Below are 25348 nucleotides of genomic sequence, written 5' to 3'. Positions count from 1 at the left end.
TGACTTCGCGATCATCCCATCCCTTACGGAAAAGATGAAGCGAAGTCCGATTTACACGATTTTACGCCGCAGCCTTGCAATGAAGAACCCATCCATGGTCTGTCCCGGCAGCACCGTGACAAACCCTTCCGCCGTGACAAGCAGGCGGGGATCCGAAGGGAGGGACAAGGGTTCCGCTTCAAAATCCGAATTCTGTTCCAGGAACCAGCGGACATTGTCCTCATTTTCCGCCCGGTTCAGGGTACAGGTGGAGTAGACCAGAAGCCCGCCGGGAAGCACATAGTCTTTCACGACCCTAAGAAGCTCTCGCTGGAGCGCCACCAGGCTCTCCAGCTCATCTACTCCCTTGGTGTACTTGATCTCCGGTTTCTTCCGGATGATGCCCAGTCCGGAGCAGGGGGCATCCAGCAGCACCTGGGCGCTGCCTGCCAGCTCCTTCTGAAACACCGTGGCATCCTGCTTCTTTGCCGTGATGCTCGTCAGGCCCAGCCGCTGGATATTTTGCGTGATAAGCCGGATTTTGCTGTCATAGAGGTCGAAGGCGCGAATATCCTTTTGATCCCCGGTGAGCTCCGCTAAATGGGTGGTTTTCCCCCCGGGAGCCGCGCAAAGATCCAGGTAACGGGAAGCCTTTTCCTCCACCAGGGCCGGTGCCACCAGCATGGAGCTTTCGTCCTGGACCGTGAGGACCCCTTGCTGGAAGAGGACGTTCCGCTGCACATCCCTTCCTCCCAGGACTTCAATCCCATAGGGTGAGATCTTGGTCGGTGTGGCATTATAGCCCTCCTTCAGGAGGATGTCCAACGCTTCCTCCCGGGTCATCTTCAGGGTATTGACCCGATAGGTGATGGCCGGCCGTTCATTGAGTCCCGCCAGGATGGCCTGGGCCTCTTCACCATACTGCTCCTGAAAGAGCTTCACCATCCAGAGGGGGAAAGAATAGGACACCGACAGTTCCTCCTCCAAAGAGGCGTAGGTCAACGGGACATCCTTATGCCGAAGGTAGCCCCGCAGAACCCCGTTGACAAAGCCGCTGGCTTTGGGCGCCAGCTTCTTCGTCAGGTTCACCGCCTCATTGATGACGGCATAGGGCGGAATCCGGTCGAGATACGTCATCTGGTAGATGGAGATCCGGAGGATGTTCAGCACCGACCGCTCGATTTTCTTCAGGGGCAGGGAGACATTGGCCTCCAGAATCTTGTTCAGGGTAAGGAGATGCTTCAGGGTGCCATAGGTCAGTTCCGTCACCAGCCCCGTGTCCTCTTCCTTGAGGGCGGCAGAAGAAAAGGCATGATCCAACGCCAGGTTGGAAAATGCCCCCTGATACAGTACTCGATTTAAGACGTCCACCGTGATTTCTCGGGCATTCTTCGTCATGAATCCACCTAATCCCTTCTCCGGTTTCGAAGAACCAGAAGACGAACTAAGCTCATGATGGCGGAGAAGGCAGCAGCCACATAGGTCAGGGCTGCAGCATCCAGTACCTTCTTGGCCTTGGGGACTTCGTCATAATTTAAAATCTGGTAATCGCCCAGAACCGCCAAAGCCCGGCGGGAAGCATTGAACTCCACGGGCAGGGTAATGAGCTGGAAAAGAACCACCAGGGAAAAGAGAAGGATCCCCACATCCATGATCGTGGGTATGGAGAAGATGAGTCCCACGATGACGATGAGCATGGCAAACCGTGAGCCGAAGCTAGCCATGGGCACCATGAGTCCCCGGAGCTTCAGGGGACCGTAGCTCACCTGGTCCTGAATGGCATGACCCGCCTCATGGGCGGCCACACCGGCGGAGGCGATGGTGGCTTTGCTGTAGACCTCATCGGAGAGGCGCAGCACCTTGGTCCGAGGATCGTAATGATCGGTGAGGTTTCCGGGAACCCGCTCAATCCGGACATTCGGAAGACCGGACCGGTCCAGAACCATCCGCGCTACTTCAGCGCCGCTCATGCCGCTGGCTACCCGCTCCCGGGAGTAGATATTGTAGGTGCTCCGGACCTTGCCCTGGGCATACATGGCCAGCAGCATGGCCGGAATCAGGAAAATAATCGTGTAGTCCATGGTGAAATAAGGAAACATTATAGATCACTCCTTGTAAACTTGGTCTCCGTGACCGTGTGACCGTTGAGGAAATCCCGCACCGCCATGGGTTTCTTTCCCGGGAACTGCAGCCGCTTGATGAGAACGGACCCTTTGCCCGCTGCCACCAGGATGCCATCCTTGGACACTTCCACAATCTTTCCCGGTTCCGGGTAATCATGGTTCAGCACCAGGGTCTCCAGGATCTTTACCCGGTCTTGACCTAAGGTGGATACGGCGCCAGGAACGGGAGAAAGTCCCCGGACTCGGTTATGAATCTCCCTAGCCGAAACATTCCAGTCGATCTCGCAGGTTTCCTTGGTGATGAGAGGCGCATAGGTGGATTCCGCGGAATCCTGCTTTTCTCCGGTGAGGCTGCCGTTAAGGAGCCCTTCCACAGTACGCAGAAGGAGATCCCCTCCGCTTTGGCTGAGCCGGTCATGGAGCTCTTCTACGTTTAGATTATCATCGATGGGATAAGTTTCCCTTAAAAGCATGTCTCCCGTATCGAGACCCTTGTCCATGAGCATGGTGGTATTGCCCGTCTCCTGATACCCTTCGATGAGGGCATAATTCAGGGGCGCAGCCCCCCGAAGCTTCGGGAGCAGGCTGGCATGGAGATTGATGCAGCCGTAGCGGGGAATGGCCAGCACTTCCTCCGACAGAATCTGCCCATAGGCCACCACGATGATGAAGTCCGGTTCCAGGCTCTTCATGCGGGCAATGACCTCCTGATCCCGCCTTAGCCGCTCCGGCTGGAGTACCTCGATGCCGCGTTTCATGGCCTCCTCCTTCACGGGAGAAAACCGAACCTTCTTCCCCCTGCCCACGGGCTTGTCGGGCTGGGTCAGCACCAGGGATACCCCATAGCAGTCATCCAGGGCGCAAAGCGAAGGCACAGCAAAATCTGGTGTGCCCATAAAAATGATCTTCATTTACTTCTCCTTTTTCAGGAAGTTCAGGCTGATGAGGTAATCATCGTCGGTTTCTTCCGGTTCGAAATCCTCATCCTCCGGCTCCAGTTTGTCGGTGAACAAGACCCCTTCTAAATGGTCATACTCATGAAGAATGCAGCGAGCCAGAAGATTCTGGGCTTCGATGACAAACTCTTCGCCATTCTCATTCATGGCCTTGGCCTTCACGTACTGGGGTCTCTTCACGATGCCCGTTTCTCCGGGGATGGACAGGCAACCTTCGATGTCCAGGACTTCCCCCTTCGTCTCCAGGATTTCCGGATTCACAAAGCACAGGCGCACATCGCCCACACCCACGGTGAAAATCCGCTTCAGAATCCCCACCTGGGGAGCCGCCAGGCCCACTCCATCCTCATGATCCATGGTGTTGAACATATCCCGCACCAGGGTCTGGAGGCGGGGGGTCATTTCGGCCACCGGCTTGGCCTTCTTTCGCAGTATGCTGTCCGGTACAACTCTCATTTCTCGTAATCCCATAAAATACTCCTCTTCATTTATTCTCATTGGTGTTTACATCATGCTGTTGGGGTTGATGTCAATGCTGACCTTCAGGTCCTTCTGCGCTTTTCCCAGCGTACTCTGGACCAGCTCCTTCACCGCCTGGGCGGTTTCTTCCCCAATGTCCCCTTTCAGCAGGATCTGCCAGCGATGCTGGTTTTTGATCTTGGAAATCAGACAAGGGCTGGGCCCCAACACAATGATCTTATCATATTTTATCAAATATTTTCTTAAAACCGAATCCAGGATCTGTATATTTTTTATTAAGACTTCCTCCTGAAGGGAAGTCAGAATAATCTGCAGGATCTTCGAAAAGGGCGGATTTTGCAGCATCCTCCGCATTTCCACTTCCTGGCGGTAAAATCCGGCGTAGTCGTGGTCCTTTGCCGCCACAATGGCTTTCTCCTCGGGCGAATAGCTCTGGATGATGACCTTCCCCGGCTTATCCCCCCTGCCGGCCCTTCCGGCCACCTGGGTGATGAGCTGAAAAGTCTTCTCCGAAGCCCGGTAGTCCGGCAGGTTCAGGGAAAGATCCGCCGCTAAAATACCCACCAGGGTCACATCCTTGAAGTCCAGCCCCTTGCTGATCATCTGGGTCCCGATGAGGATATCGCAGCGATTGTTTTTAAAATCCTGGTACATGGTTTCATAGGCATCCTTCTGCCGGGTAGTATCCCGGTCCATCCGCATGACCCGGGCCTGGGGAAAGGCCTGCCGAATGGCTTCCTCCACCTTTTCCGTCCCGGTGCCAAACTGTTTGATGTATTTGGAGCTGCAGGAAGGACAGGTCTTGGGAAGATATTTGCGCTGGCCGCACTGGTGACACATGAGGGAATTGTCCCGGTGATAGGTCAGACTGATGTCGCATTGGGGACACTTAAATACAAAGCCGCAGGAGCGGCAGGAAACAAAGGTGGAAAATCCCCGGCGGTTGAGAAAGAGAATGATCTGCTCTTCCTTGGCCAGGGCCTCCGTCATGGCTGCCATGAGGGGCCGGGAGAAGATCGTCCGGTTTCCCGCCATGAGCTCCGCCCGCATATCCACAATTTCCATCTCTGGAAGCACCCCAGCGGTGGCCCGCTCGGGCAGCTCCAGTTTGGTGATCTCGCCGCGCTCCGCCCGGAGGGTTGACTCAATGGAGGGGGTCGCTGACGCCATGACCAGCCTTCCGTCTTTTCGTTCCAGCATGAACTCCGCCATTTCCTTGGCATTATACTTGGGGCTCATCTCCGACTTATAGGTGCTTTCATGCTCCTCGTCGATGATGACCAGCCGCAGATCCTGAAAGGGAAGGAAAAGGGCCGATCGGGCGCCGATGGCAATTTTCACCCGGCCTTGGCGAACCCGGTGCCACTCGTCGTGGCGTTCCCCGTCACTGAGCCGGGAGTGAAAGATCGTAATGTCCTTCCCGAATCTTCCTTTAAAGCGTTCAATCATTTGGGGGGTGAGACTGATCTCCGGAACCAGCATGATGCTGTCATGGCCCGCCTCGAGATTTCGGCGGATGAGTTCAAGGAACACCTCCGTCTTTCCCGAACCGGTGATCCCATGGAGAAGATAGGTGCCCGGTGTATCCGTCACGGCCTTCACGGCACGCTCCTGGGCGGCATTGAGCACCCGGGGCGCATAATCCGGATAACTCTGCCGGTTGACCCGGTACTGATTCTCGCTGAGAATTTCCAGGAATCCATGTTTGATCAGGGTATTCACGGAGCTCTGGGAAAATCCCATGCGCACGAGATCCGCTTTGATGTATTCCCCCGGATGGGCTTTTACCTCCTGAAGAATGCTCTGATAACGGGGATCGGCATACTTCCCTTCCCCCGGACGGGCGAAATAGAGCTTCTCGCTGGTCTTGTAGGTCATCCCCTGGAGCAGTCCCTTGGGCAAAAGAAGCTTCACCGCATCCAGATAGGTGGCCAAATAGCGGCTCCTCACCGCTTCGATGAGGGGAAGGTGCTCTTTCTCAAAATAACTTTCCGGAAAAATGGTGCTGATCTCCTTCAGCCCCTTCAGATCCTGGGGAGCCTCCTCGGTGACCTGGAGCACAAAGGCATCCACTCGGCGGTTTCCCTGACCGAAGGGCACCTTCACCCGCTGCCCCACGGCTACGGTCTTTCCTTCCGGAACGCCATAGGTAAACAGCCGGTCCATGGCCTGGGCTTCATGATTCACCACCAGTTGTGCATAGGTCATCGCATTTCTCCCCCCTTCTTAACGTGGTTATTATAACACGAGTTGGCCTTCCCTTCCACGGCTTCCCCCAGAAGTCCGTGGGTTCGTGGGTTCCTTCATGTAAAGAATCTGTCACCCAAAGGTTCCTGAGCCATGATTTAATAGACTTACCAAGTAAAGACCTTAAGGGAGGAACATTCCATGGATTTTCATCCAAGAAACCAAAAATTCATCATCCTGGGGATCCTGATTCTGGTCCTGGGATCCATGGCCGGATACAAACTGCTCCGGGGCAATGACGATCGCGCGGTCTATGAAGGAACCATCTTGTCCATTCAGGAGGAAAACGGCGTCCTGGGCATGCTGGTGGATGGCTCATTCACCGGAGGTTCCATGGGAAAGAGCGGCGGATCCCGCACCGTCACCCATTACCGACTCTCCTCCGATGCCAGAATTCGTGAAAATAAGAAAAATATCGCCAAAACCGAACTGCAGGTGGGACAGAAGATTCGTCTGGAAGGTCCCGGGATCTTCCTCACCAGCTACCCCGCCCAGGGCAGCGCAGATAACGTGACGCTCCTTCAGCGGATCTCCGAGGATCCGGTGCTCCGGGGAAAGGTCCTGGAAGTGAAGGAAGGTCAAGGGGATGTGGTCTTCAGTTTCCTGGCTCAGGGTGAACTCACCGGGTACAGCGGCGACACTCCCATTTGGCTCACGGTGAAGGATACGTCTTATTATCCCTTCTCCGCTCCTCCAGGGGAGCCCTACCTGAATCCTGGGGACACCGTGGTGGCCATCATCACCGGTGGCATCATGGAAAGCTATCCCCTCCAGGCTCAAGCCTCCTCCGTCGTTGTGGTCCCGAATGACTAGAAAATAATGAAGCTCCGGAAATCGGCATAGCCGTTTCTGGAGCTTTCTTTTGTCTGCCTTGGAAACCTATATGGAATCTTCTCTCTCTCCTTAATCTCGGATCAAAAGGTCCTCCAGAATCTCTTGCCCTCTTCTCTCTTCCTGAATCAAATACTGACGAAAGCCCTCCAGGGCTCCTGTCTTCCCTCGGATTTTCTCCACCTCTTGGAGCAGTCCTAGATTCACCTCCCCATCGTGGATTTTTCCGATGAGGTCATGGAGCTTTTGAAGATGACGGAGCCAGTCGATAAATTCATCGTCCCAGGATCCGCCCAAAAGTTCAGCGGCATACATGGCCCCTTTACCGGCAATGCGAAGCTGATGGACTGCTCGGCTGTCCTTCGGGTCGACGGAGGCTTCTTTTTGCTGAAGCTTCATCTGAAGACTTCTCATCCGCTGGCGCTCAAAATCCGAAGACTCGGATGCGGCTTTCACTCGTTTTTTTCTCCATAAAATATCCGATGGTGCATCCAGCCGCCAGCAAACCTCCCACCATATGGAAAGAAGATCCTCTTGAGGCTCTCCTTTCTTCTCCTGATCCACGGCAATAAACGAACCAAGGGCTTCGGAAAAAGCCTCAGGAACCTCTTTCCGGGTCGTATCCTTTGTGAGGGACCCCTGATATTTCTCCCAGGCTTTCTCCAACATTTGAAGCTCCCGTGAAAGTCCCAAGGACCGAAGAAGCTTCTTTAGAAGGTCCTCCGTCTCCCTTCTCCATTTCTTCCGAAGAAGCGGGGCATAAAAAGAAAGGAGAGCTAAAAGGCGACGGAAATTGATCCGGAGATCGTGGATCAGTTCTTCCTCCTGGGGCTCTCCTTCCGTGAAGGTAACGAGCATTATCTCCTGGACTTCCCGAATCTTTCGCATCGTTTCGTCAAAGCGGTTCATCGGATTTTCACGTTCCGAGACAGGGTAAGCAAAAAAATTTTTATCATTCAAAACGTTTCCTCCTTCCCGTTCTTTGGTTCCATCATAGAACCGGGAATTGACGATATCAAGGGTATCCCCGGTATTTTGTTAACCAAATGATAATTATGACCATTCTGTAAACGTTTGTGGTTCAAAATTGCTGATTATTAAGCAAAGCCTTAGCTTAGCTATTCGATTCGCATCAAAATGGCAGATTTGTAATTAAAATAAAAAGGACGTTGACATTCCATTATCGAAATGTTAATATTCATTCAAGGTTCAACCGAACCCCATAAAAACAGCAGCGATGACGAAGACAAGTCCACTCCAGAGACATCCACAGAGAACCGGGTAAGCTGAGAACCGGAGATGACGGATTGGACAAAGATCACTTCTGAGCTTCATGACCGAACTTAAAGTAAGTCATGACGTATGCCCCCGTTACCGGGCTGAGGTTTGTCAGAACCCGCAAAGGTCGTGACCGGAAGGTCCCGATGAAGTAGAGTGGTACCGTGCTAAAAGCACCTCTATTATGTATACCCCCATGTATACTTAATAGAGGTTTTTTTATACCCAATCAGCAATTATAACATTATGGAGGGAAACAAATGAAAAAAGGATTGAAACTCTTTACTGCAGGACTCATGTCTGCACTGGTCTTGGCCGGCTGCGGCGCCAAGGCATCCACGGCGGATGCCAAAACCATTAAAATCGGACTGAACTATGAACTGTCCGGTAACGTGTCCACCTATGGCCAGAGCCTGGTTAACGGCATTGAAATGGCCTTCAAGGAAATCAATGACAAGGGCGGCGTCCTGGGCAAGCAGGTGGAACTGGTGAAAGTGGACAACAAGTCCCTCACTGATGAAGCCGCCAATGTCTCCTCAAGACTGGCTACCCGCGACAATGTTGTGGCCATCCTGGGCCCTGCCACTTCCGGCAATGTGAAGGCTGCGCTGCCTCCTGCCACGGAAAACAAGGTTCCCCTGATCTCCGCTTCTTCCACCGCCGACGATGTGACGCTGGATTCCAACGGCAAGGTCCGCGAGTATGTCTTTAAGACCTGCTTCAGCGATTCCTTCCAGGGAATCACCATGGCCAACTTTGCCTTCTCTGAACTGGGCTTCAAGAATGCAGCCATCCTGCGCGACAACACTTCAGACTACAGCAAGGGTCTCACCGTGAACTTCACCGAAACCTATGAAGGCCTCGGCGGAAAGATCGTGGCTGAAGAAGCTTATCAGGCGAAAGACACGGATTTCAAAACCCTCCTGACCACCATTAAGGCCTCCAACCCCGATGTGCTTTTCGTCCCTGGTTACTATGAGGAAGTGGGCCTCATCATCAAGCAGGCTCGCGAACTGGGCCTGAACGTTCCCGTTCTCGGCGCTGACGGATTGGATTCTCCCAAGCTTCTGGAAATCGCCGGAGCCGATGCCCTGGAAAACACCTACTACTCCAACCACTACACCTCCAGCGATACTTCACCGGATGTCGTTGCCTTCAAGGAAGCTTTCAACAAGGCCTATGGTGCCGATCCTGATGCCTTCAACGCCCTGGGTTATGACATGGCCTACATGGTGGCTGATGCCCTGGAAAGAGCCGGATCCGCTGACCGCGAAAAGCTGAAGGATGCCCTGGCTGCCACCAAGGACTTCAAGGGAATCACGGGTACGCTGACCATGGACGAGTTCCACAACCCCATCAAGGCTGTAACCATCCTGAAGATTGAAGGCGGTGTCCCCACTTACTTCATGAAGCAGGAACCCTAAAAATTCGGTTCTGGTACTATGGAAGGCTGTCGCATAACGACAGCCTATAGTCCATTATAAGGAGGAAATTCATTTTGGAACAAATTGTGCAACAAATGATCAACGGGGTCTCCCTGGGCAGCATCTACGCCCTCATTGCCCTGGGATACACCATGGTCTACGGAATCATCAACCTGATCAACTTCGCCCACGGTGATGTGCTCATGGTCGGCGCCTATATCGGATTTGCTTTGACGGGAATCTTTGGATTCTCTTTTCTCCCTGCCCTGGTGATTTCCATGGTTGCCTGCGGTCTCCTTGGCGTCGTCATTGAGAAAGTTGCCTACAAGCCCCTTCGCGGCGGATCCCGAATCTCCGCTCTCATTACGGCCATTGCAGTCTCGCTTTTCCTCCAGTATGGAATGATGTATTTCGTGGGACCGGAAAGCCGCACCTACAAGGATGTTCTTCCCGCCACCCAGCTGAAGGTCTTTAACACCGGAGCGGTCATCGACATCAAGAGCCTCTACATCATCGGCATCACGGTGCTCCTCATGGTGTTGCTCATGTACATCACCAACCGCACCAAGGTGGGCAAGTCCATGCGCGCCCTGTCCCAGGACAAGGATGCCGCAGAGCTCATGGGGATCAACGTCAACAAGACCATCTCCTACACCTTCTTCCTAGGCTCCGCCCTGGCGGGTGCTGCGGGTGTCCTCATCGGTATCTACTACAGCACCATTAACCCCCTCATGGGGGCCACTCCGGGCCTCAAAGCCTTCGTCTCCGCCGTCATCGGCGGCATCGGCATCATTCCTGGTGCGGTGTTTGGCGGATTTTTCCTGGGCCTTGTGGAAACCCTGGTCAGTGCTGCCGGGTACTCTCTCGTTAAAGATGCCGTGGCCTTCCTCATTTTGATTCTCGTCCTTCTGGTGAAGCCCACGGGTCTCATGGGCTACAACAGTGCAGAAAAGGTATAGGTGGTTACGATGAAAGAAATGTTGACAAAAAAGAACGCAATGAAAACCGCCGGCATCCTCGCCATATACCTGGCTGTGCTTCTCCTCATGAATCTGGGCGTCATTGACTCCTATATTTTTCTCAATATGGTGACCATTGGCATTAACATCATCCTGGCGGTGAGCCTGAACCTCATCACCGGATTCACCGGTCAGTTTTCTTTAGGCCATGCCGCCTTCATGGCCATCGGTGCCTATGCCTCCGCCATCCTCACGGCAAAGCTGGGACTGCCCTTCATCGTGGGCATCATCGGCGCCGCCCTGGCCGCCGCTTTGGCAGGCGTCTTCATCGGCACCCCCACCCTTCGGCTTAAAGGGGATTACCTGGCCATCGCCACCTTAGGCTTCGGCGAGATCATCCGCATCGTGGGCCTCAACTGGGAATATGGCGGTGGAGCCATGGGACTCAACGATATTCCCCGCTACACCAACTGGACCTGGCTGTATGCCCTCATCGTCCTCACCCTGGTGGTCATCTCCAACTTCATCCGGTCCTACAACGGCCGGGCGGTTATCTCCATCAAGGAAGACGAGATCGCCTCCGCCTCCATGGGCGTGAACACCAGCTACTACAAGGTTCTGGTCTTCTCCATCGGCGCTCTCTTCGCCGGCATCGCCGGTGCCCTTTACGCCAACTACTTCTACTTCATCAAGCCCGATTCCTTCGGGTTCATGAAGTCCGTGGACATCCTGGTCATTGTGGTCATGGGAGGCCTGGGAAGCATCCGGGGCTCCGTCATCAGTGCCATCGCCCTCTCTTTGGTTTCGCTCTCCCTCCAGAGCATTCCGGAGCTGCGCATGGTCATCTATGCCGTGATCCTTTTCCTCATGATGGTCTACAAACCCCAAACGCTCCTCAGCAAATTCAAATCACCCCTGAGAAAGGAGGCCTAGCGCCATGGAACTGGTTAAAGTCAAAGAACTCTCCAAGGATTTCGGAGGCGTCAAAGCCGTACAGGATATCAACATCGGCATTGAAGAACACGAGATCACCGGAATCATCGGGCCCAACGGCGCCGGGAAAACCACCTTCTTCAATCTGCTCACGGGAATCTACACGCCTTCCTCGGGGGAAATCACTTACCATCTGAACAATAAGGTCTCCAGCCGTCACCTGAAGCCCCAGAAAATGGCGAAATACGGCGTAGCCCGCACCTTCCAGAACATCCGTCTTTTCAAGGAAATGACCGTGTTTGACAATGTGCTCATCGGCTACCACTGCAACATGACCTACGGGATTCTCCCCTCCATCCTTCGGCTGCCCTCCTTCTTCAAGGGCGAAAAGGCAGCCAATGAAAAAGTGACGGAGCTTCTGAAGATCTTCAATCTCTACGACAAGAAAGACGAAAAGGCGAAGAACCTTTCCTACGGCGATCAGCGTAAAGTGGAAATCGCCCGGGCCCTGGCAGCCAATCCCAGGGTTCTCCTTCTGGATGAACCCGCTGCCGGCATGAATCCCAACGAAACCAACGAGCTGACCAAGCTCATCCAGTGGGTGAAGGACTATTTCCAGCTCACCGTGGTCCTCATCGAGCATGACATGTCCCTGGTCATGAAGCTCTGCGACAAGATCTTCGTCTTTGATTATGGCCACCTCATCGCCGAGGGTACCCCCGCTGAAGTGCAGAACAATGAACGGGTCATCAAGGCCTATCTGGGAGGTGACTACGTTGCTCAAGCTTAACCATCTCAGCGTCCACTACGGGGCCATCCAAGCCTTGAAGGACGTGAATCTCCATGTGGAAGAGGGCGAAATCGTCTCCCTCATCGGGGCCAACGGCTCCGGAAAAACCACCACCCTTCGGACCATCTCGGGCCTAGAGCGAAAGTCCGGCGGCGAAATCCTCTACCAGGGAAAGGACATTTCCAAAACCCTGGCCTCGGAGATCGTGAAACTGGGCATCTCCCATGTGCCGGAAGGTCGACGAATCTTCCCCCGCATGACGGTCTTCGAAAACCTGGAAGTGGGCGCCATCACCCGCAAGGATAAAGAGAACGTCGCCAAGGATTTCCAGCGGTCCTTCGAGCTCTTCCCCCGACTTTTGGAACGAAAGAACCAGCTGGCCGGCACCCTCTCCGGCGGAGAGCAGCAGATGCTGGCCATTGCCCGGGGACTCCTGGCCCGCCCCAAGCTTCTCCTGTTGGATGAGCCCTCCATGGGACTGGCTCCCCTCATCGTGGAAGAAATCTTCAACATCGTCCGGGACATCAATGCCGCCGGCACCACGGTGCTCCTGGTGGAGCAGAACGCCCATCTGGCCCTGAAGTACTCCAACCGGGGATATATCCTGAAGAACGGCTATATCGATCTGGAAGGCTACTCCAAGGATCTCGTAAACAATGATGAAGTGAAGAAAGCCTATCTCGGGGGCTGATTTCCCCCAACTTCCTCCATAAAGAAGAGACTTGCCTTGGCAAGTCTCTTTTCTTATCCTTATACACGCAAAAAACCTCTGCCCAAAAGCAGAGGTTTTGATTATTTCTGGAAGTGCTTGGTGACTTCGTCCACGAGCATTTCTGCCGTTTCCTTTTTGCTGCGCTGCCCCAAATCCACCCGAAGGCCATGGGGTCCATAGAGAACCACATGGTTTTCCTCCTGGCCAAAGACCTGGCCGCCGGAAATGTTGTTGGCGGCGATGAAGTCCAGATTCTTCCGGACAAGCTTTTCCTGGGCATTCTTCTCCAGTTCCTGGGATTCCGCCGCAAAGCCCACGAGAATCTGATGGGTTTTCTCTTCGCCCAGACTCTTCAGGATATCCTTGGCTTTGACCAGTTCCAGTGTCAAGGTATCGCCGCTTTTCTTGATCTTCTCCGGCGATACTTCCTTCATCTGGTAATCCGAGACGGCTGCAGCCATGAAGACGGCGTCCGCTTGGGCAAACCGCCCTTGCACGGCGGTATCCATGGCCTCCACGGTCCTGGCTTCCACCAGCTCCACCCCCTGGGGAAGAGGAGCCGTTACCCGAGCATGGATCAGGGTGACCTGAGCGCCCCGGTCCCGGAGCACTTCCGCCAGGGCGATGCCCATTTTCCCGGAGGAATGGTTGGTTAGCACCCGGACAGGATCGATGGGAGCTTCCGTCCCCCCCGCCGTGATCAGCACCTGCCTGCCCGCCCAGTCCCGGCGGGGATGAAGAAGGGCAAGAATTTCTTCCATAATATCGTCCACCAGGGCCAGCTTGCCTTCTCCCACATCGCCGCAGGCGAGGCGTCCTGCCCCCGGGCTGACGAAATGGTACCCCAGCCCCTTGAGCTTCTCAATATTCTCCTGGACCAGCGGATTGGCATACATCTGGGTATTCATGGCCGGGGCGATGAGCACCTTTGCCTTGGTGGCCATGACGGAGGTGGTGATGAAATCATCGGAGATGCCATGGGCAATCTTTCCGATGATATTCGCCGTAGCAGGAACGATGGCAAAGACATCGGCCTTTTTCGCCAAAGAAATATGGGCGATCTCAAAAGCCTTGGGTTCATCAAACATATCTGTGATGACGGGATTCTGGCTAAGACTCTGGAACGTCAGCGGGGTGACAAACTCCTGGGCGGACTTTGACATGGCCACATCCACGTTGATGCCCAGCTTCTTCAGCCGGGACACCACCTCCAGGGCCTTGTAGGCCGCAATGCCGCCGGTGACCCCCAAGACAACGTTTTTCATGTTACTTCACTCCATCTTTCAGGGTCTCGTACTCGATGAGTCCCTGGTTCACTTCGTTCACCGCAATGGACAGGGGGTTAACGCTGGTAATGGGGACCAGGGGTTCCTGGCCGTCAATGATCTGACGGGCTCTTTTGGACGTTAAGGTCACCAGACGGTAGCGGTTGTCTACCCTCTTCAGCAGATCGGTTACAGATGGATCAATCAATGAGCTCATTTAAATCTTCCTCCTTTAAGGACAGTATTTCGTTGGACACACGGGTAACACGGCATTTTTCCGCCCGGACAATGCAGGCCAGGTCGTGGGCTGCCTGTTCCACCGTATGGTTGGTGATGGCGTAATTGTATTTGGAGACATAGTTGATTTCATTATAGGCGGACTGGAAACGGGTGAGGAGGGACTCCGGCGTCTCACTTCCTCGGCCGATGATCCGCTTCTTCAGCTCGTTCATGGAGGGGGGAAGGATAAAGATAAAGATCCCTTCGGAGGTGTTCTCCTGGACATTCAGGGCTCCCTGGATGTCGATCTCCAGAATCACATCCCTGCCCTGGGCAATCTTTTCTTCCACCTGGGCCCGGGGCGTGCCGTAATAGTTCCCGTACACCTGGGCGTACTCCAGAAACTCGTCATTGGCGATTTTACGCTCAAACTCCTCCACGGTCACGAAGTAGTAGCTTTCCCCTTCCACTTCGCCTTTACGCGGCGCCCGTGTTGTCATGGACACAGAGGTCCAAATATTCTCATGTCTGCATTTATAGGCTTCACAGACCGTCCCTTTTCCCGCTCCCGACGGACCGGATAGCACCAGCAGCAAACCTCTATTCATCAAATCCTACCTCATCTATCATTTCTTCTTTGGTTTCCAGCCGGTGCGCCACCGTTTCCGGCTGAACGGCTGAGAGAATCACATGATCGGAATCCGTGACGATGACTGCCCGGGTGCGCCGACCATAGGTGGCATCGATGAGCATTCCCCGTTCCCGGGCCTCCTGGATAATTCTCTTGATCGGCGCCGATTCGGGGCTGACGATGGCGACGATCTTGTTCGCCGACACGATATTGCCAAAGCCGATGTTGAGCAGCTTAATATTCATGACCATCTCTCCTATTCGATATTCTGCATTTGTTCTCGGATCTTCTCGATCTCGTTTTTAATTTCCAGAACCGTGTTGGTGACCTCCAGATCCACGGATTTGGATGCCATGGTGTTGGCTTCCCGGTTCATCTCCTGAGCCAGGAAATCCAGCTTTCTTCCCACGGGTTCCTCTTCCTGGAGGAAAAGTCCCAGCTGGGCCAAATGGCTTTCCAGCCGTGTGATTTCCTCATCGATGCTTGCCCGGTCCGTGTAGAGGGCAATTTCCAGAGCCAGCCGATTCTCATCCACGGGTACCGTCTCCAGAAGCTCCGTCACCCGCTTTTCCAGGCGTTCCTTGTAGAGCGGAATGACCACGGCATCCCGGTCTTTCACCCGTTCCAGCCGCTGGCGAATGCCTTCGGCCTTCTCTTCAATGTCCCGCTTCAGGGAGGCTCCCTCCTGCTCCTTCATGAGGCTCATGGCTTGGGAAGCTTCCGTCACCGCCACTTCCAGGAGCGCCCAGATCTCTTCCAGATTTTCTTCCTTTTCTTCGGTGAAAATCACATTGGGAAATCCGGCCAAAAGGGAAACCGGCACATCCGGGGTCAGGTGAAATTCCCGGGCCATGGACCCCAGAATCTCCACATACTCCTTGGCCAGATTGGCATTATACTTCACCGCCGTATCTTCCCGGGCGTAATTGCGGTAGGTGATGAAAAGATCCACCTTTCCCCGGAAAATATAGGCACCCACGACTTTTCGCACCTTTTCTTCGAGGGCGAGAAGACTTTTGGGCATCCGGATATTCACGTCCAGATACCGCTGATTCACGGCCTTCATTTCCACGAGAAAGCTTCGTTTTGTATCATCGGCCAGGGCTCGGCCAAAACCTGTCATGCTTCTAATCATCTGCACTTCACTCCTTTGGAATCATCGTTCATCCGGGTCGTCCAGGTAACGTTCCTGTTCAAAAAATGCCTTGATTGCTTCCAGGTCCTTCCCCCGGGATAAAGCCACCATGAGCTTGATCCGGGCTTTCTGACCGGGGAGGCTGTCCCCGAAAATAACCCCCATGTTCCGAAGATGCTTGCCGCCGCCCTCATAACCGTAGCTGCCGAAGACCCGGCCTTCGAAGCAGCGAGAAACGATGACCACCGGAAGATTCCGGCTCAGGGCATAGCGGATGCCTTCCACCATCATGGGCGGAACATTTCCCCGCCCCAGGGCCTCAATGACGATGCCCTCGCAGCCGTCATCCACTAAGAAACGGAGTACCCGGGAGTCCATGCCCGCCACGGTCTTCACCAGTTCCACCTTGGTCGAGAGCTGATCTGTGGGCCATACCTCCCGACGGTCCGTATTCCGGTAGTAGATCACCTTGTTGTTGTCCACAATCCCCAAGGGACCAAAGACCGGCGTTCGGAAGGCGTTGAGGGACAGGGAGTTGGCCTTGGTGACTTCCGATGCGCTGTTCAGTTCGCTGTTTAAGCACACCAGAACGCCCCGTCCCACGGAGGACTCCGCCGATGCCGTGACGATGGCCTGGGCCAGATTCGACGGTCCGTCATACCCCAGCTCCGAGCCGCTTCGCATGGCCCCGGTGAACACGATGGGGCAAGGGGTATCCATGGTGAGATCAAAGAGGTAGGCCGTCTCCTCCAGAGTATCCGTTCCGTGGGTGATGACTACCCCATGGGGTTTCTCCCGCTCCAGAATGTCCAAGGTGTAAGCCCGAAGCTCCATGATCTTCTCCAGGGTCATGTGGGGACTGGGAAAGGAGCTGAAGTTATAGGACAGAATCTCGGCATGCTTTTCAATGCCCGTGACCATGTGCATGATTTCTTCCCCGGTGAGGGAAGGAACGGCTGCCTTGATCTTCGGGTCCACCTTCATGGAAATGGTTCCCCCATTAAAAATAACCGCGATTTTCTTCATCCCTTATCCCTCTTTCCGCTGATTGGCAAAGTACTGATAATAATATGTCTGAATCCGTCCATTATAGAGTTTTCGGTTCTTGTGGGCTTTGGCGCCAAAGGCTTTCTCAAAGTCCTCCATGGCCGTGAGGACAAAGACCTCAAAATCCTCATGCTCCGCTTTATCCTTGCCCAGCTTCTCCATGAGCCTGCGGATATTGTCCGCATCACCGATCCGTTCGCCGTAGGGCGGATTGGTGATGATGGTGACCTTCTCGTCGGTGTATTTCAGGAACTTGAAATCTTCCTTCAGGAAGTAGATGTTCTCAAAGACGCCGGCTTTTTTGGCATTCATCTTGGCGGTGCTGAGCACATAGGAATCGATGTCAAAGCCGGTGATCTTCAGCTTCATCTTCTTGGCCTGGGCTTTCGCCCCTTCCCGGACCTGGTCAAAGACCTCCTTGTCAAAGGTAGGCCAGGTTTCGCAGACAAACTTCCGGTCGGCATTGGGCGCCATGTTCCGGGCGATCATAGCCGCTTCAATGAGGATGGTTCCGGATCCGCAGAAGGGATCCACCAGGGGACGGCTTCCGTCATACCCGGAAAGAAGGACCAGGGCTGCTGCCAGGGTCTCCTTCAAGGGAGCTGCCCCGGAATGTTCCCGGTAGCCCCGGCGGTGAAGTCCCTCGCCAGAGGTATCGATGGTGATGGTGGCCACATCCTTGAGGAGCCCGATTTCAATCTTGTACACCGCACCGCTTTCCGCAAAGGTTTCCCGATGGTAGGTCCGTTTCATGGACTCCACCACGGCCTTCTTCACGATGCTCTGGCAGTCCGGCACGCTGAAGAGCTTGCTTCGGACGGACTTTCCCACCACGTGCATCTTCCCGCTGACGGGGATCAGTTCCGCAAAGTTGATGACTTTGGTGCCCTGGAAAAGTTCTTCAAAGGTGGTGGCGGGAAACTCGGCCATTTTCAGCAGTACCCGCTCCGCCGTACGCAGATGGACATTGCAGATGGCAATATCCATCTCGTCCCCGCGAAACTCCACTTTTCCGTTTTCCACCATGAGATCCTCATAACCGAGGTTTTTCAGCTCCTTGGACAGGATGCTCTCCAGGCCGAAGGCGCAGGTGGCTATAATGTTATATTCCATAGTGTTATCCTTTCAATGTCAGCGACAGCGGACAATGGTCCGAGCCGAAGAGCTCGTTGTAGATGCGGACGTCTTCCACCTCATCCTCCATGCCTTCCGACAGGACAAAATAGTCGATTCTCCAGCCCATGTTCCGGTCTCGGGCGCGGAAACGCTGATCCCAGTATGTATAGATCACTTCTTCCGGATTTCGCTGACGGTAAATGTCCACGAAGCCGGAAGCGAGAAGTTTGGTGAACCATGCCCGTTCGATGGGCAGGAATCCCGAAGTTTTCTGATTGGATTCCGGATTGGCCAGATCGATCTCCTCGTGGGCCACATTGAAATCCCCGGTGATGATGACTTTTTTCCCTGCAGCCTTCTCCTGGACAAACCGAGCCAGAAGATCCTCATAGAAGCGCATTTTATAGGCCAGACGCTCTTCTCCGCTGCCGCCGTTGGGGAAATAGATGCCAAAAATCACATACTCCCCCACCCGCACTTCCAGAACCCGGCCTTCCACATCATAAACGTCAAGACCGGAACCCTTCACGATGGCATCCACGGGGATCCTCGTGTACACCGCCACAGAGGAGTAGCCCTTGCGGATGCCGGAATGCATGGTGAGCGTGTAGCCCAGCTCCTTCAGAAGAATTTCCTCCGTCAGCTGGTCCTCCTGCATCTTCGTCTCCTGGATAAAGAGAATGTCCGCATCCAGGGCCTTGACGCTTTCTTCAAAGCCTTTCTTCATGATGGCCCGGAGGCCGTTGACATTCCACGATACTATCTTCATCGTTCACCTTCCCGGAGGTAGATATCCACGGCATTGCGGCCATCCACTTCCATGAGCTGAACTTTAATCAGCTCTTCCCGGGAAGTGGGTACATTTTTTCCCACATAGTCCGCCCGGATGGGCAGTTCCCGATGTCCCCGGTCGATGAGGACCGCCAACTGAATGCTCTGGGGACGCCCATTGGCCGTGACGGCATCCAGGGCAGCCCGCACGGTTCTTCCCGTATACAGCACATCATCCACCAGGATGACTTTTTTGTTCCGGATGGGTACGTCGATGCGGGAATCCTTGATCTGGGGGACCTCATAGTCCTCCTGGAGATCATCCCGGTACAGGGTGATGTCCACGCTGGTCACGGGAATGGCTTCCCCTTCGAACTTCTCAATATTTTCCATGATCCGCTGCGCCAGGGGAACACCGCGGCGTTTGATCCCCACCAGAACTAAATCCTTGACGCCTTTGTTCTTTTCCACGATCTCGTGGGAAATGCGAATGAGGGCCCGTTCAATGGCTTTCTCATCCATAAGACTGGCTTTAAATTCCATAATCTGCAAGGAAAGGACATTTCCTTGACTCTCCACCACCTTCTGCCGTTATTTTCGTGATTTTCTATGATTATACGCAACTGCCCGAATAATTCATAGCTAAAATTCATTTATTGTTAAATTTGTTCATACTTTGTTCTTATTTTCGTTCCATGCGATGAAGCCGGATGAGGGCTTGGCGGAACTGTCCCTGGACAGGGGTATGAAACTCCAGACGCTTTCCCTGGGGGGTCTCAAACCCTAAGGTCGCCGCGTGAAGAAGCTGTCCGTCCCCATTTTCCTTTTTCAGCCCATAGACAAAATCCCCCACCAGCGGATGATGGATGGAGGCCAAATGGACGCGGATCTGATGGGTTCTCCCCGTCTCCAGGATCGCTTTGATGAGGGTATAGCCTTCATAGCGCTTCAGCACCTCATAGTGGGTCACCGCCCGTTTTCCGTCCTCGGTGATGGCCATTTTCAGCCGATCCTTCTTGGAGCGTCCCAAGGGTGCATCGATGGTTCCTTGGTCGCTCTTCACCCGGCCATGGACCAGAGCATAATATTCCCGCTTCATGGAGTGATCCTTCAGCTGGGCAGATAAGCAGGCATGGGCCCGGTCACTTTTCGCCACCACAAGAATCCCCGTAGTATCCTTGTCGATGCGGTGCACAATCCCCGGTCGCAGGACCCCGTTAATCCCCGACAGGTCCTTCACATGATACAGGAGGGCATTGACCAGGGTCCCGTGATAGTTTCCCTGGGCGGGATGAACCACCATGCCCTTGGCCTTGTTCACCACAATGAGATCCTCATCCTCGTAGAGGATGTCTAGGGGGAGGTCCTGGGGAATCACTTCGATCTCCGTCAGCGGCGGAAGCTCCAGCATGACCATTTCCCCCGCCTTCAGGCGATAGGAGGCTTTGCGAACCTTGCCATCCACCAAGATCAGCTCCTGGGGGATGAGTTTCTGGAGATAGGAGCGGGAAAGATCCGGCAGCTTCTGGCTGAGATACACATCCAGCCGCTGATTTTCCTCTTCCGGTGTGATGAGAAACTGCAAGTCTTCCATTATTCCACTTCCTTGAGAATATAGAGAATGAGAAGTCCGGTGCCGAAGGTGATGCAGATATCCGCCACGTTGAACGTGGGGAAATAGTACTGATTCTTATAGTGCAGCGACAGGAAATCCACCACATACCCTAAACGGACCCGATCCAGGAGATTTCCCAGGGCACCGGTGAGAATGAGGGCATTGCTCCAGGTGAACAGGAGACTCTTTTTTGGGGTCTTCAGGTAATTGAGGAAAAGAATGCTCAGGACCACAAAGGTGACCAAAACCAGGAGGACCACCTTGCCCTGGAAAATGCCAAAGGCCGCGCCCCGGTTCTCCAGATAAGCCAGGTCGAAAAATCCCGGGATGACCGTAATATCGCCCTGGGGTTTTAGCCCATTCATCGCCCATTGCTTGGTGAGAATATCCAGGGCCATTCCGATGAGAAAAATAATATAAATCATGTGAGCCTCCATAATTGTTTTGTTAAATTCATGATTTCTTCCAGGGTCTTCATGTCGATGGTCTGCCGGGCATCGGAACAGGCTTTGTCCGGTTCCGTATGGGCTTCGATGATCAGTCCGGCGGCCCCTGCCAGGATGCCGGCGGCGCCCATGGGTTTCACCAGGCTCCGGACCCCGGTGCCATGGCTGGGATCCACCAGGACCGGCAGGCGGCAGCGTTCCTTGAGAAAGGCCACGGAGTTCAAGTCCAGGGTATTGCGGGTGGTGGTTTCAAAGGTGCGGATCCCCCGTTCGCAGAGGATCACCTGCTCATTGCCGGTGTTCAAGATGTATTCCGCAGCACTGACCCACTCCTTCACCGTGGCGCTGAAACCGCGCTTCAGGATGATGGGTTTCCCGGTGCGGCCCGCTTCCTCCAGGAGGGTGTAGTTGTACATGTTCCGGGAACCGATCTGGATGATGTCCACCACATCCAGGGCTTTCTCCAGATGGCGGGGATCCAGGATCTCCGTGGCGATGGGCAGATCAAACTCCGCCCGGATTTCCCGGAGAATCTCCAGGCCGTCCTCCTTGAGGCCCTGGAAATCATAGGGGGAGGTTCGGGGCTTATAGGCCCCGCCCCGAAGGACATCCACCCCGAGATCTTTCAGGGAAGAGGCGATTCTCCGCATGGTGGCGGCATCTTCCACGGAGCAGGGACCGGCGATGATCACCGGATCCTTGGTCAGCGTTTTCTCCCGGATTTTAATTTCAATCTTGCCTAAGGACAAGTCCATTGCTTTCAGTTTCATTTATTTCTTCTCCATGAGGTCCTGCCAGGCTTGAAGGATCGCTTCCTCCGGCACCGGAACCTTGATTCTCGGTTGATTTTGACGTTCCAGCAGCGTGAACCGCAGCTGGTCATCATTCTTCTTGTCTTTGCGAAGGCCGGGAAGCAGCGCCTGCCCGGAAATTCCTTCAATTTTTGTGGGCATCCCGAATTTGTCCATGAGCCCCGTGAGGTTTTTCCGAAGGGAGGGGTCCAGCTGAAGGAGCATTTCGGAAAGCCGAAGCTCCACCAGAAGGCCCAGCGCCACAGCCTCGCCGTGGGCCAGGTCCCCCTGGGTGGCATTTTCCAGGGCGTGGCCGATGTTATGACCAAAATTCAAGATGTTCCGCACTCCCACATCATGGAAATCCTCCGCCACCAGGCGGGACTTGATGACCAATCCCCGCTGGATCAGGGCTGGATAGGGTAGTTCCTGGATATTTTCCGGAGCCATGGCCAAAAGGCGAAGAATCTCTTCATCGCCGATGAGGCCGTACTTCAAAAGCTCGCCCAGGCCGGAGCGCAGTTCTTTCCGGCTCAGGGTCTTCAAAAATGCCGGACAGATGTAGATGTGGTCGGGTTTACGGAAGGTTCCGATGTAGTTTTTCACCCCCCGGTAATTTACCCCGTTTTTCCCGCCCACGGCGCTGTCCGCCATGGATAAGAGGGTCGTGGGGACCAGCGTAAGGGGGATCCCCCGTTTGTAGGTGGCCGCGGCAAAGGCCGCCAGATCTCCCACAATGCCACCGCCGATGACCACCATGGCCCTTAGGTCCGGTCCGTCAAAGAGGGCCCCATAAATTTTCTCCACAGTTCGCAGGGTTTTTTCCGTTTCCGACGGCGTAAGAAGCAGCACGGACTTTCCCCGGAGATGGTTTGCCAGGGACAGGGTCTTGTAGAACACCCCGGAATCCACCACAAAAAGAGTCTTGTCCGGAAGTTTTCCGCAAGTCTCTTCCACCGTGTCCAGAAATTCAATCCGATCCGATTGTTCCAATGCTTTCTTCATCATACCATCCTTTCACAGGTTATCTTAACACAGGAGCTCCGTCAGAACAACAAAAGAGACCTTGCCGGGCAAAGTCTCTTCCAGGGTTTGGGTCTACCCGCGGATAACCGCTTCATCATCCACCTCTTCGGAACCCTCCAGGGAGGCTGCCGGGGTGAAGGGCGTAATGCCTGCCACCTTCAGGGAGCCTGTTCCGATGGTTCCCTGGGTGATTTCATCCGCAGAGGAGGCAAAGGCATTCATCTGGCTGTCCAGGAAATTCAGGACGCGCATCTTGAAGCTGGCAAATTCCAGCCGGTACTTCTCATACTCCCGTTTCAGGGCTTCTGTTTCCCGGTTGGCGTTCTCCAGAATGGCATTGGCCTTGTCCTTGGCGCTCTCGATGATATGCTCCGCTTCCTTCTCCGCCTGGCTAAGGGTGGACTCTGCGGTGTTCTGGGCGAGAACCAGCGTATTCTGCAGGGTTTTCTCCAGATTGGCATAATGCTGAATCTTATCGTTGTAGCTTTCCAGCTTTTCCTTCAGATTGGCGTTTTCCCGATAAAGTGCTTCAAAGTCTTCCACCACTTCATCCAGAAACTCATCCACCTCGTCGGTGCTGTATCCGCGCATGGTTCGCTTAAAATCCTTATTGGTAATTTCTACGGGTGTGATTTTCATGATTGCATCCCTCCCTTTTTGCTGCCTATTCAAATTTTGCGTAACTGATTCTCAGGTTGCCTTTCTGGGTGGTTCCCAGGATTTTGCCGATTTTGAACTTTCCCTTGCCCCGGATGGTGAGGGTATCCCCCTCACGGACGTCTTTCGCTTTCTCCCGGGCTTCCTGATAGTTCAGAAGCACCTGCCCTCGCTGGAGAAGTTCCAAGGCTTTGGAGCGAGAAATCCGGGCAATCTCCGCCACCACCACATCCAGCCGCAGGGAGGAGATCACCGCTTCCTTTTCCGTCATCTCCGGCTGCAGAAGGCTTAGTGCTTCCTCATAGGAGAGCACCGTGGTCTCCACAGAGCATCGTCCCACTTGATGGAGTTCCTGGGAAAAGTAACCGGCGTGGGCGGCGAAAACCACCACAAAGGCCCGGTCTTCCCGGAGAAACACATCGCCGAACTTTTCCCGGGCCAGGCCCAGACTCATGAGGGCACCCAGATAGTCCCCATGCCCCAGGGCGATCCGTTTATCCTTGTTCAGGATCTCCAGAATGGCCAAAGGAGCATCGTCCACCTCTCCGGCAGCTAAAGCTCGCCGTTCAAAGTAGGGTTCTCCCAGGGCCTGGATCATGGGATAGTCTTTCATGAGGAGCACCTTCTGGATCACTGGGGGCGGATAGAATTCATCGGTTACTTCCGCAGCCCCCGGCCACTGGTTGCGCTCCAAAAACTCATAGAGCTTTGCCATCCGGTGAGCATCCTCTCCCCGAAAGGCCTGGATAAACTGATTTTTCTCCATTACTTCCAGTTGAGGAATCCCTTGGCTGCGGGATCCTCCTTCAGCTCCTTGGTCACTTCCACCATGGCTGGGGAAAGGATGTAGACCCCGCTTTCCACTTCCTGGAGGTCTCCGGACAGGCTGTAATTGGCACCAGCCACAAAATCCAGAAGACGCTGGGCCGTTCGGGGCTCCAGACCCGTGGTGTTCACCACGACGATTTCATTATTCTTCAGGCTGTCGCAGATCTGCTGCGCTTCATCAAAGGTGGATGGTTTCATAATATGCACTTTGGGGCTCCTTCCGTGGAGACTTACAATTTTATTGGGTTCACGCAGCTCCTTGGTTTCCCGCTTGCGGTTAAGAAGTGCGTAGCTGGTTTTGGGCTCCTCCTGTACTTCTTCTTCCATCTCTTCGCCTTCGTACTCGTCGTAGATGTCCTCATCTTCGAAGCCCATCATATTTCGGAAGGATGACATGATTTTTCCCATTTTCTTTTCCTCCTTATGCGTTGTTTCGCTGACCAAAAATGCTTGTACCAACTCGAATCATGGTGGAACCTTCCTCCACCGCGGTTTTATAGTCCATGGACATCCCCATGCTGAGAATCTCCATGGTAAACCTCTCACTTTCCTCGTTTTTCAGTTTCTCAAACCAGGCGTTCATGTTCTGGAAGTGAACCCGGTTTTCGGCTTCGCTCCCCTGGGGAATGATGGCCATGAGGCCTCGTACCCGAAGATGCTTCAGTGTCTTGATCTTTTCGATGAAGTCCGGAAGATCGGAAGGGATGATGCCCCCCTTCTGGGGCTCCTCCCCGATGTTCACCTCCAGGAGAACATCCAGGACGAGCTCGGCGTCCCCTGCCCGCTTTTCCAGTTCCAAGGCCAGGTTCCACCGGTCCAGGGACTGGATGAGGAAGGTTTTCCCCATCAGCTTTCGAACCTTATTGGTCTGGAGGGACCCGATGAAGTGCCACCGGATATCCTTGGGCAAAGCCTCATATTTCTCCACCAGCTCCTGCACCTTGTTTTCCCCGAAGTCCCGGATTCCCGCGGTATAAGCCTCCAGAATCTCTTCTGGTGTTCGGGTTTTCGAAACGGCGATGAGCTGAACGTGGGGGGGAAGTTCCTGCTGAATTTCCCGCAGATGATCTTGGATGTCTTGCATAGGAC

Annotated in this window: 29 protein-coding genes; 6 read left to right on the top strand and 23 right to left on the bottom strand. The window is 54.3% G+C overall.

Annotation, left to right across the window (positions count from 1 at the left end):
• Nucleotides 1-51: 51 nt before the first annotated feature.
• Genes rsmB through priA form a run of 5 tightly spaced genes read right to left on the bottom strand, consistent with a single transcriptional unit; the run spans nucleotide 52 to nucleotide 5746 of the window.
• Nucleotides 52-1377, bottom strand: a complete 1326-nt coding sequence (gene rsmB / locus KCG48_RS03720) for a 16S rRNA (cytosine(967)-C(5))-methyltransferase RsmB (protein WP_211799964.1) — start codon at nucleotides 1375-1377, stop codon at nucleotides 52-54.
• Nucleotides 1378-1385: 8 nt separating this feature from the next.
• Nucleotides 1386-2078, bottom strand: a complete 693-nt coding sequence (locus KCG48_RS03715) for a zinc metallopeptidase (protein ID WP_211799963.1) — start codon at nucleotides 2076-2078, stop codon at nucleotides 1386-1388.
• Nucleotides 2078-3013 (bottom strand): methionyl-tRNA formyltransferase, encoded by a 936-nt coding sequence (fmt, locus tag KCG48_RS03710; RefSeq protein WP_211799962.1) that lies wholly within the window; start codon nucleotides 3011-3013, stop codon nucleotides 2078-2080. Before fmt ends, KCG48_RS03715 begins: the two co-directional genes overlap by 1 nt.
• Nucleotides 3014-3529: a peptide deformylase gene (def, locus tag KCG48_RS03705; protein ID WP_211799961.1), complete on the bottom strand. Its 516-nt coding sequence runs from the start codon at nucleotides 3527-3529 to the stop codon at nucleotides 3014-3016.
• Nucleotides 3530-3562: 33 nt separating this feature from the next.
• Nucleotides 3563-5746, bottom strand: a complete 2184-nt coding sequence (priA, locus tag KCG48_RS03700) for a primosomal protein N' (RefSeq protein ID WP_211799960.1) — start codon at nucleotides 5744-5746, stop codon at nucleotides 3563-3565.
• Between the two features lie 180 nt (nucleotides 5747-5926).
• Here priA and KCG48_RS03695 point away from each other — a divergent pair, with 180 nt between their 5' ends.
• Nucleotides 5927-6598: a hypothetical protein gene (locus KCG48_RS03695; RefSeq protein WP_211799959.1), complete on the top strand. Its 672-nt coding sequence runs from the start codon at nucleotides 5927-5929 to the stop codon at nucleotides 6596-6598.
• Between the two features lie 90 nt (nucleotides 6599-6688).
• Here KCG48_RS03695 and KCG48_RS03690 read toward each other — a convergent pair whose 3' ends face one another.
• Complete coding sequence (locus KCG48_RS03690) at nucleotides 6689-7576, bottom strand: CHAD domain-containing protein (RefSeq protein WP_211799958.1); 888 nt, start codon at nucleotides 7574-7576, stop codon at nucleotides 6689-6691.
• Between the two features lie 578 nt (nucleotides 7577-8154).
• Here KCG48_RS03690 and KCG48_RS03685 point away from each other — a divergent pair.
• The 5 genes from KCG48_RS03685 (at nucleotide 8155) to KCG48_RS03665 (ending at nucleotide 12691) form a co-directional block, all read left to right on the top strand.
• The gene (locus KCG48_RS03685) at nucleotides 8155-9318 is read left to right on the top strand and encodes an ABC transporter substrate-binding protein (RefSeq protein WP_211799957.1); all 1164 of its coding nucleotides are present in this window, start codon (nucleotides 8155-8157) and stop codon (nucleotides 9316-9318) included.
• Between the two features lie 74 nt (nucleotides 9319-9392).
• Nucleotides 9393-10277, top strand: coding sequence for a branched-chain amino acid ABC transporter permease (locus KCG48_RS03680; RefSeq protein ID WP_211799956.1), 885 nt, complete (start codon nucleotides 9393-9395; stop codon nucleotides 10275-10277).
• A 9-nt stretch (nucleotides 10278-10286) separates the two neighbouring features.
• On the top strand, nucleotides 10287-11210 hold the full coding sequence (locus tag KCG48_RS03675) for a branched-chain amino acid ABC transporter permease (RefSeq protein ID WP_211799955.1): 924 nt from the start codon (nucleotides 10287-10289) through the stop codon (nucleotides 11208-11210).
• 4 nt (nucleotides 11211-11214) lie between these two features.
• Nucleotides 11215-12000, top strand: coding sequence for an ABC transporter ATP-binding protein (locus KCG48_RS03670; protein ID WP_211799954.1), 786 nt, complete (start codon nucleotides 11215-11217; stop codon nucleotides 11998-12000).
• Nucleotides 11987-12691 (top strand): ABC transporter ATP-binding protein, encoded by a 705-nt coding sequence (locus KCG48_RS03665; protein WP_230976988.1) that lies wholly within the window; start codon nucleotides 11987-11989, stop codon nucleotides 12689-12691. Before KCG48_RS03670 ends, KCG48_RS03665 begins: the two co-directional genes overlap by 14 nt.
• A gap of 101 nt (nucleotides 12692-12792) precedes the next feature.
• Here KCG48_RS03665 and coaBC read toward each other — a convergent pair whose 3' ends face one another.
• The 17 genes from coaBC to KCG48_RS03580 form a co-directional block, all read right to left on the bottom strand.
• On the bottom strand, nucleotides 12793-13977 hold the full coding sequence (gene coaBC, locus KCG48_RS03660; RefSeq protein ID WP_211799952.1) for a bifunctional phosphopantothenoylcysteine decarboxylase/phosphopantothenate--cysteine ligase CoaBC: 1185 nt from the start codon (nucleotides 13975-13977) through the stop codon (nucleotides 12793-12795).
• 1 nt (nucleotide 13978) lies between these two features.
• Nucleotides 13979-14194: a DNA-directed RNA polymerase subunit omega gene (gene rpoZ, locus KCG48_RS03655; protein ID WP_211799951.1), complete on the bottom strand. Its 216-nt coding sequence runs from the start codon at nucleotides 14192-14194 to the stop codon at nucleotides 13979-13981.
• A complete protein-coding gene (gmk, locus tag KCG48_RS03650; protein WP_211799950.1) occupies nucleotides 14178-14807 on the bottom strand; it encodes a guanylate kinase in 630 nt (209 codons plus the stop codon). The genes rpoZ and gmk overlap by 17 nt, the downstream gene beginning before the upstream one ends.
• A complete protein-coding gene (gene remA / locus KCG48_RS03645; protein WP_211799949.1) occupies nucleotides 14797-15072 on the bottom strand; it encodes an extracellular matrix/biofilm regulator RemA in 276 nt (91 codons plus the stop codon). Before remA ends, gmk begins: the two co-directional genes overlap by 11 nt.
• A gap of 11 nt (nucleotides 15073-15083) precedes the next feature.
• Nucleotides 15084-15962: a YicC/YloC family endoribonuclease gene (locus KCG48_RS03640; protein WP_211799948.1), complete on the bottom strand. Its 879-nt coding sequence runs from the start codon at nucleotides 15960-15962 to the stop codon at nucleotides 15084-15086.
• A 21-nt stretch (nucleotides 15963-15983) separates the two neighbouring features.
• On the bottom strand, nucleotides 15984-16988 hold the full coding sequence (locus KCG48_RS03635; protein ID WP_211799947.1) for an asparaginase: 1005 nt from the start codon (nucleotides 16986-16988) through the stop codon (nucleotides 15984-15986).
• 3 nt (nucleotides 16989-16991) lie between these two features.
• A complete protein-coding gene (locus KCG48_RS03630; RefSeq protein WP_211799946.1) occupies nucleotides 16992-18122 on the bottom strand; it encodes a THUMP domain-containing class I SAM-dependent RNA methyltransferase in 1131 nt (376 codons plus the stop codon).
• Nucleotides 18123-18126: 4 nt separating this feature from the next.
• Nucleotides 18127-18894 carry an exodeoxyribonuclease III gene (locus KCG48_RS03625; RefSeq protein ID WP_211799945.1) on the bottom strand — a complete coding sequence of 256 codons (768 nt, stop codon included), beginning with the start codon at nucleotides 18892-18894 and terminating at the stop codon, nucleotides 18127-18129.
• Complete coding sequence (pyrR, locus tag KCG48_RS03620) at nucleotides 18891-19439, bottom strand: bifunctional pyr operon transcriptional regulator/uracil phosphoribosyltransferase PyrR (RefSeq protein WP_211799944.1); 549 nt, start codon at nucleotides 19437-19439, stop codon at nucleotides 18891-18893. The genes KCG48_RS03625 and pyrR overlap by 4 nt, the downstream gene beginning before the upstream one ends.
• Before the next feature lie 139 nt (nucleotides 19440-19578).
• Nucleotides 19579-20490 (bottom strand): RluA family pseudouridine synthase, encoded by a 912-nt coding sequence (locus KCG48_RS03615; protein WP_211799943.1) that lies wholly within the window; start codon nucleotides 20488-20490, stop codon nucleotides 19579-19581.
• Entirely contained in the window at nucleotides 20490-20936 is a 447-nt protein-coding gene (gene lspA / locus KCG48_RS03610) for a signal peptidase II (RefSeq protein WP_211799942.1), read from the bottom strand. Before lspA ends, KCG48_RS03615 begins: the two co-directional genes overlap by 1 nt.
• Nucleotides 20933-21727, bottom strand: a complete 795-nt coding sequence (gene aroF, locus KCG48_RS03605; protein ID WP_211799941.1) for a 3-deoxy-7-phosphoheptulonate synthase — start codon at nucleotides 21725-21727, stop codon at nucleotides 20933-20935. The genes lspA and aroF overlap by 4 nt, the downstream gene beginning before the upstream one ends.
• Entirely contained in the window at nucleotides 21728-22753 is a 1026-nt protein-coding gene (locus KCG48_RS03600) for a 3-dehydroquinate synthase (protein WP_211799940.1), read from the bottom strand.
• 93 nt (nucleotides 22754-22846) lie between these two features.
• Nucleotides 22847-23413, bottom strand: a complete 567-nt coding sequence (locus KCG48_RS03595; protein WP_211799939.1) for a DivIVA domain-containing protein — start codon at nucleotides 23411-23413, stop codon at nucleotides 22847-22849.
• Nucleotides 23414-23438: 25 nt separating this feature from the next.
• Nucleotides 23439-24197: a YlmH/Sll1252 family protein gene (locus KCG48_RS03590; protein WP_211799938.1), complete on the bottom strand. Its 759-nt coding sequence runs from the start codon at nucleotides 24195-24197 to the stop codon at nucleotides 23439-23441.
• A complete protein-coding gene (locus KCG48_RS03585; protein WP_211799937.1) occupies nucleotides 24197-24667 on the bottom strand; it encodes a cell division protein SepF in 471 nt (156 codons plus the stop codon). The genes KCG48_RS03590 and KCG48_RS03585 overlap by 1 nt, the downstream gene beginning before the upstream one ends.
• A gap of 13 nt (nucleotides 24668-24680) precedes the next feature.
• Complete coding sequence (locus KCG48_RS03580) at nucleotides 24681-25343, bottom strand: YggS family pyridoxal phosphate-dependent enzyme (RefSeq protein ID WP_211799936.1); 663 nt, start codon at nucleotides 25341-25343, stop codon at nucleotides 24681-24683.
• Nucleotides 25344-25348 lie beyond the last annotated feature (5 nt).

It is taken from the genome of Proteiniclasticum sediminis, assembly GCF_018128025.1.
GTDB lineage: Bacteria > Bacillota > Clostridia > Clostridiales > Clostridiaceae > Proteiniclasticum > Proteiniclasticum sediminis.
This window is presented reverse-complemented; position numbering and strand designations above follow the sequence as displayed.

Excerpts from the sequence above, each read along its gene's own strand:
- KCG48_RS03685 (WP_211799957.1), top strand. The coding sequence starts at position 8,155 with ATGAAAAAAGGATTGAAACTCTTTACTGCAGGACTCATGTCTGCACTG.
- lspA (WP_211799942.1), bottom strand. The coding sequence starts at position 20,936 with ATGATTTATATTATTTTTCTCATCGGAATGGCCCTGGATATTCTCACC.
- KCG48_RS03585 (WP_211799937.1), bottom strand. The coding sequence starts at position 24,667 with ATGGGAAAAATCATGTCATCCTTCCGAAATATGATGGGCTTCGAAGAT.
- KCG48_RS03695 (WP_211799959.1), top strand. The coding sequence starts at position 5,927 with ATGGATTTTCATCCAAGAAACCAAAAATTCATCATCCTGGGGATCCTG.
- KCG48_RS03580 (WP_211799936.1), bottom strand. The coding sequence starts at position 25,343 with ATGCAAGACATCCAAGATCATCTGCGGGAAATTCAGCAGGAACTTCCC.
- KCG48_RS03630 (WP_211799946.1), bottom strand. The coding sequence starts at position 18,122 with ATGGAATATAACATTATAGCCACCTGCGCCTTCGGCCTGGAGAGCATC.
- KCG48_RS03640 (WP_211799948.1), bottom strand. The coding sequence starts at position 15,962 with ATGATTAGAAGCATGACAGGTTTTGGCCGAGCCCTGGCCGATGATACA.
- fmt (WP_211799962.1), bottom strand. The coding sequence starts at position 3,013 with ATGAAGATCATTTTTATGGGCACACCAGATTTTGCTGTGCCTTCGCTT.
- KCG48_RS03600 (WP_211799940.1), bottom strand. The coding sequence starts at position 22,753 with ATGAAGAAAGCATTGGAACAATCGGATCGGATTGAATTTCTGGACACG.
- KCG48_RS03615 (WP_211799943.1), bottom strand. The coding sequence starts at position 20,490 with ATGGAAGACTTGCAGTTTCTCATCACACCGGAAGAGGAAAATCAGCGG.
- remA (WP_211799949.1), bottom strand. The coding sequence starts at position 15,072 with ATGAATATTAAGCTGCTCAACATCGGCTTTGGCAATATCGTGTCGGCG.
- KCG48_RS03635 (WP_211799947.1), bottom strand. The coding sequence starts at position 16,988 with ATGAAGAAAATCGCGGTTATTTTTAATGGGGGAACCATTTCCATGAAG.
- KCG48_RS03670 (WP_211799954.1), top strand. The coding sequence starts at position 11,215 with ATGGAACTGGTTAAAGTCAAAGAACTCTCCAAGGATTTCGGAGGCGTC.
- aroF (WP_211799941.1), bottom strand. The coding sequence starts at position 21,727 with ATGAAACTGAAAGCAATGGACTTGTCCTTAGGCAAGATTGAAATTAAA.
- pyrR (WP_211799944.1), bottom strand. The coding sequence starts at position 19,439 with ATGGAATTTAAAGCCAGTCTTATGGATGAGAAAGCCATTGAACGGGCC.
- KCG48_RS03595 (WP_211799939.1), bottom strand. The coding sequence starts at position 23,413 with ATGAAAATCACACCCGTAGAAATTACCAATAAGGATTTTAAGCGAACC.
- rsmB (WP_211799964.1), bottom strand. The coding sequence starts at position 1,377 with ATGACGAAGAATGCCCGAGAAATCACGGTGGACGTCTTAAATCGAGTA.
- coaBC (WP_211799952.1), bottom strand. The coding sequence starts at position 13,977 with ATGAAAAACGTTGTCTTGGGGGTCACCGGCGGCATTGCGGCCTACAAG.
- def (WP_211799961.1), bottom strand. The coding sequence starts at position 3,529 with ATGGGATTACGAGAAATGAGAGTTGTACCGGACAGCATACTGCGAAAG.
- KCG48_RS03625 (WP_211799945.1), bottom strand. The coding sequence starts at position 18,894 with ATGAAGATAGTATCGTGGAATGTCAACGGCCTCCGGGCCATCATGAAG.
- priA (WP_211799960.1), bottom strand. The coding sequence starts at position 5,746 with ATGACCTATGCACAACTGGTGGTGAATCATGAAGCCCAGGCCATGGAC.
- KCG48_RS03715 (WP_211799963.1), bottom strand. The coding sequence starts at position 2,078 with ATGTTTCCTTATTTCACCATGGACTACACGATTATTTTCCTGATTCCG.
- KCG48_RS03675 (WP_211799955.1), top strand. The coding sequence starts at position 10,287 with ATGAAAGAAATGTTGACAAAAAAGAACGCAATGAAAACCGCCGGCATC.
- KCG48_RS03590 (WP_211799938.1), bottom strand. The coding sequence starts at position 24,197 with ATGGAGAAAAATCAGTTTATCCAGGCCTTTCGGGGAGAGGATGCTCAC.
- rpoZ (WP_211799951.1), bottom strand. The coding sequence starts at position 14,194 with ATGAGCTCATTGATTGATCCATCTGTAACCGATCTGCTGAAGAGGGTA.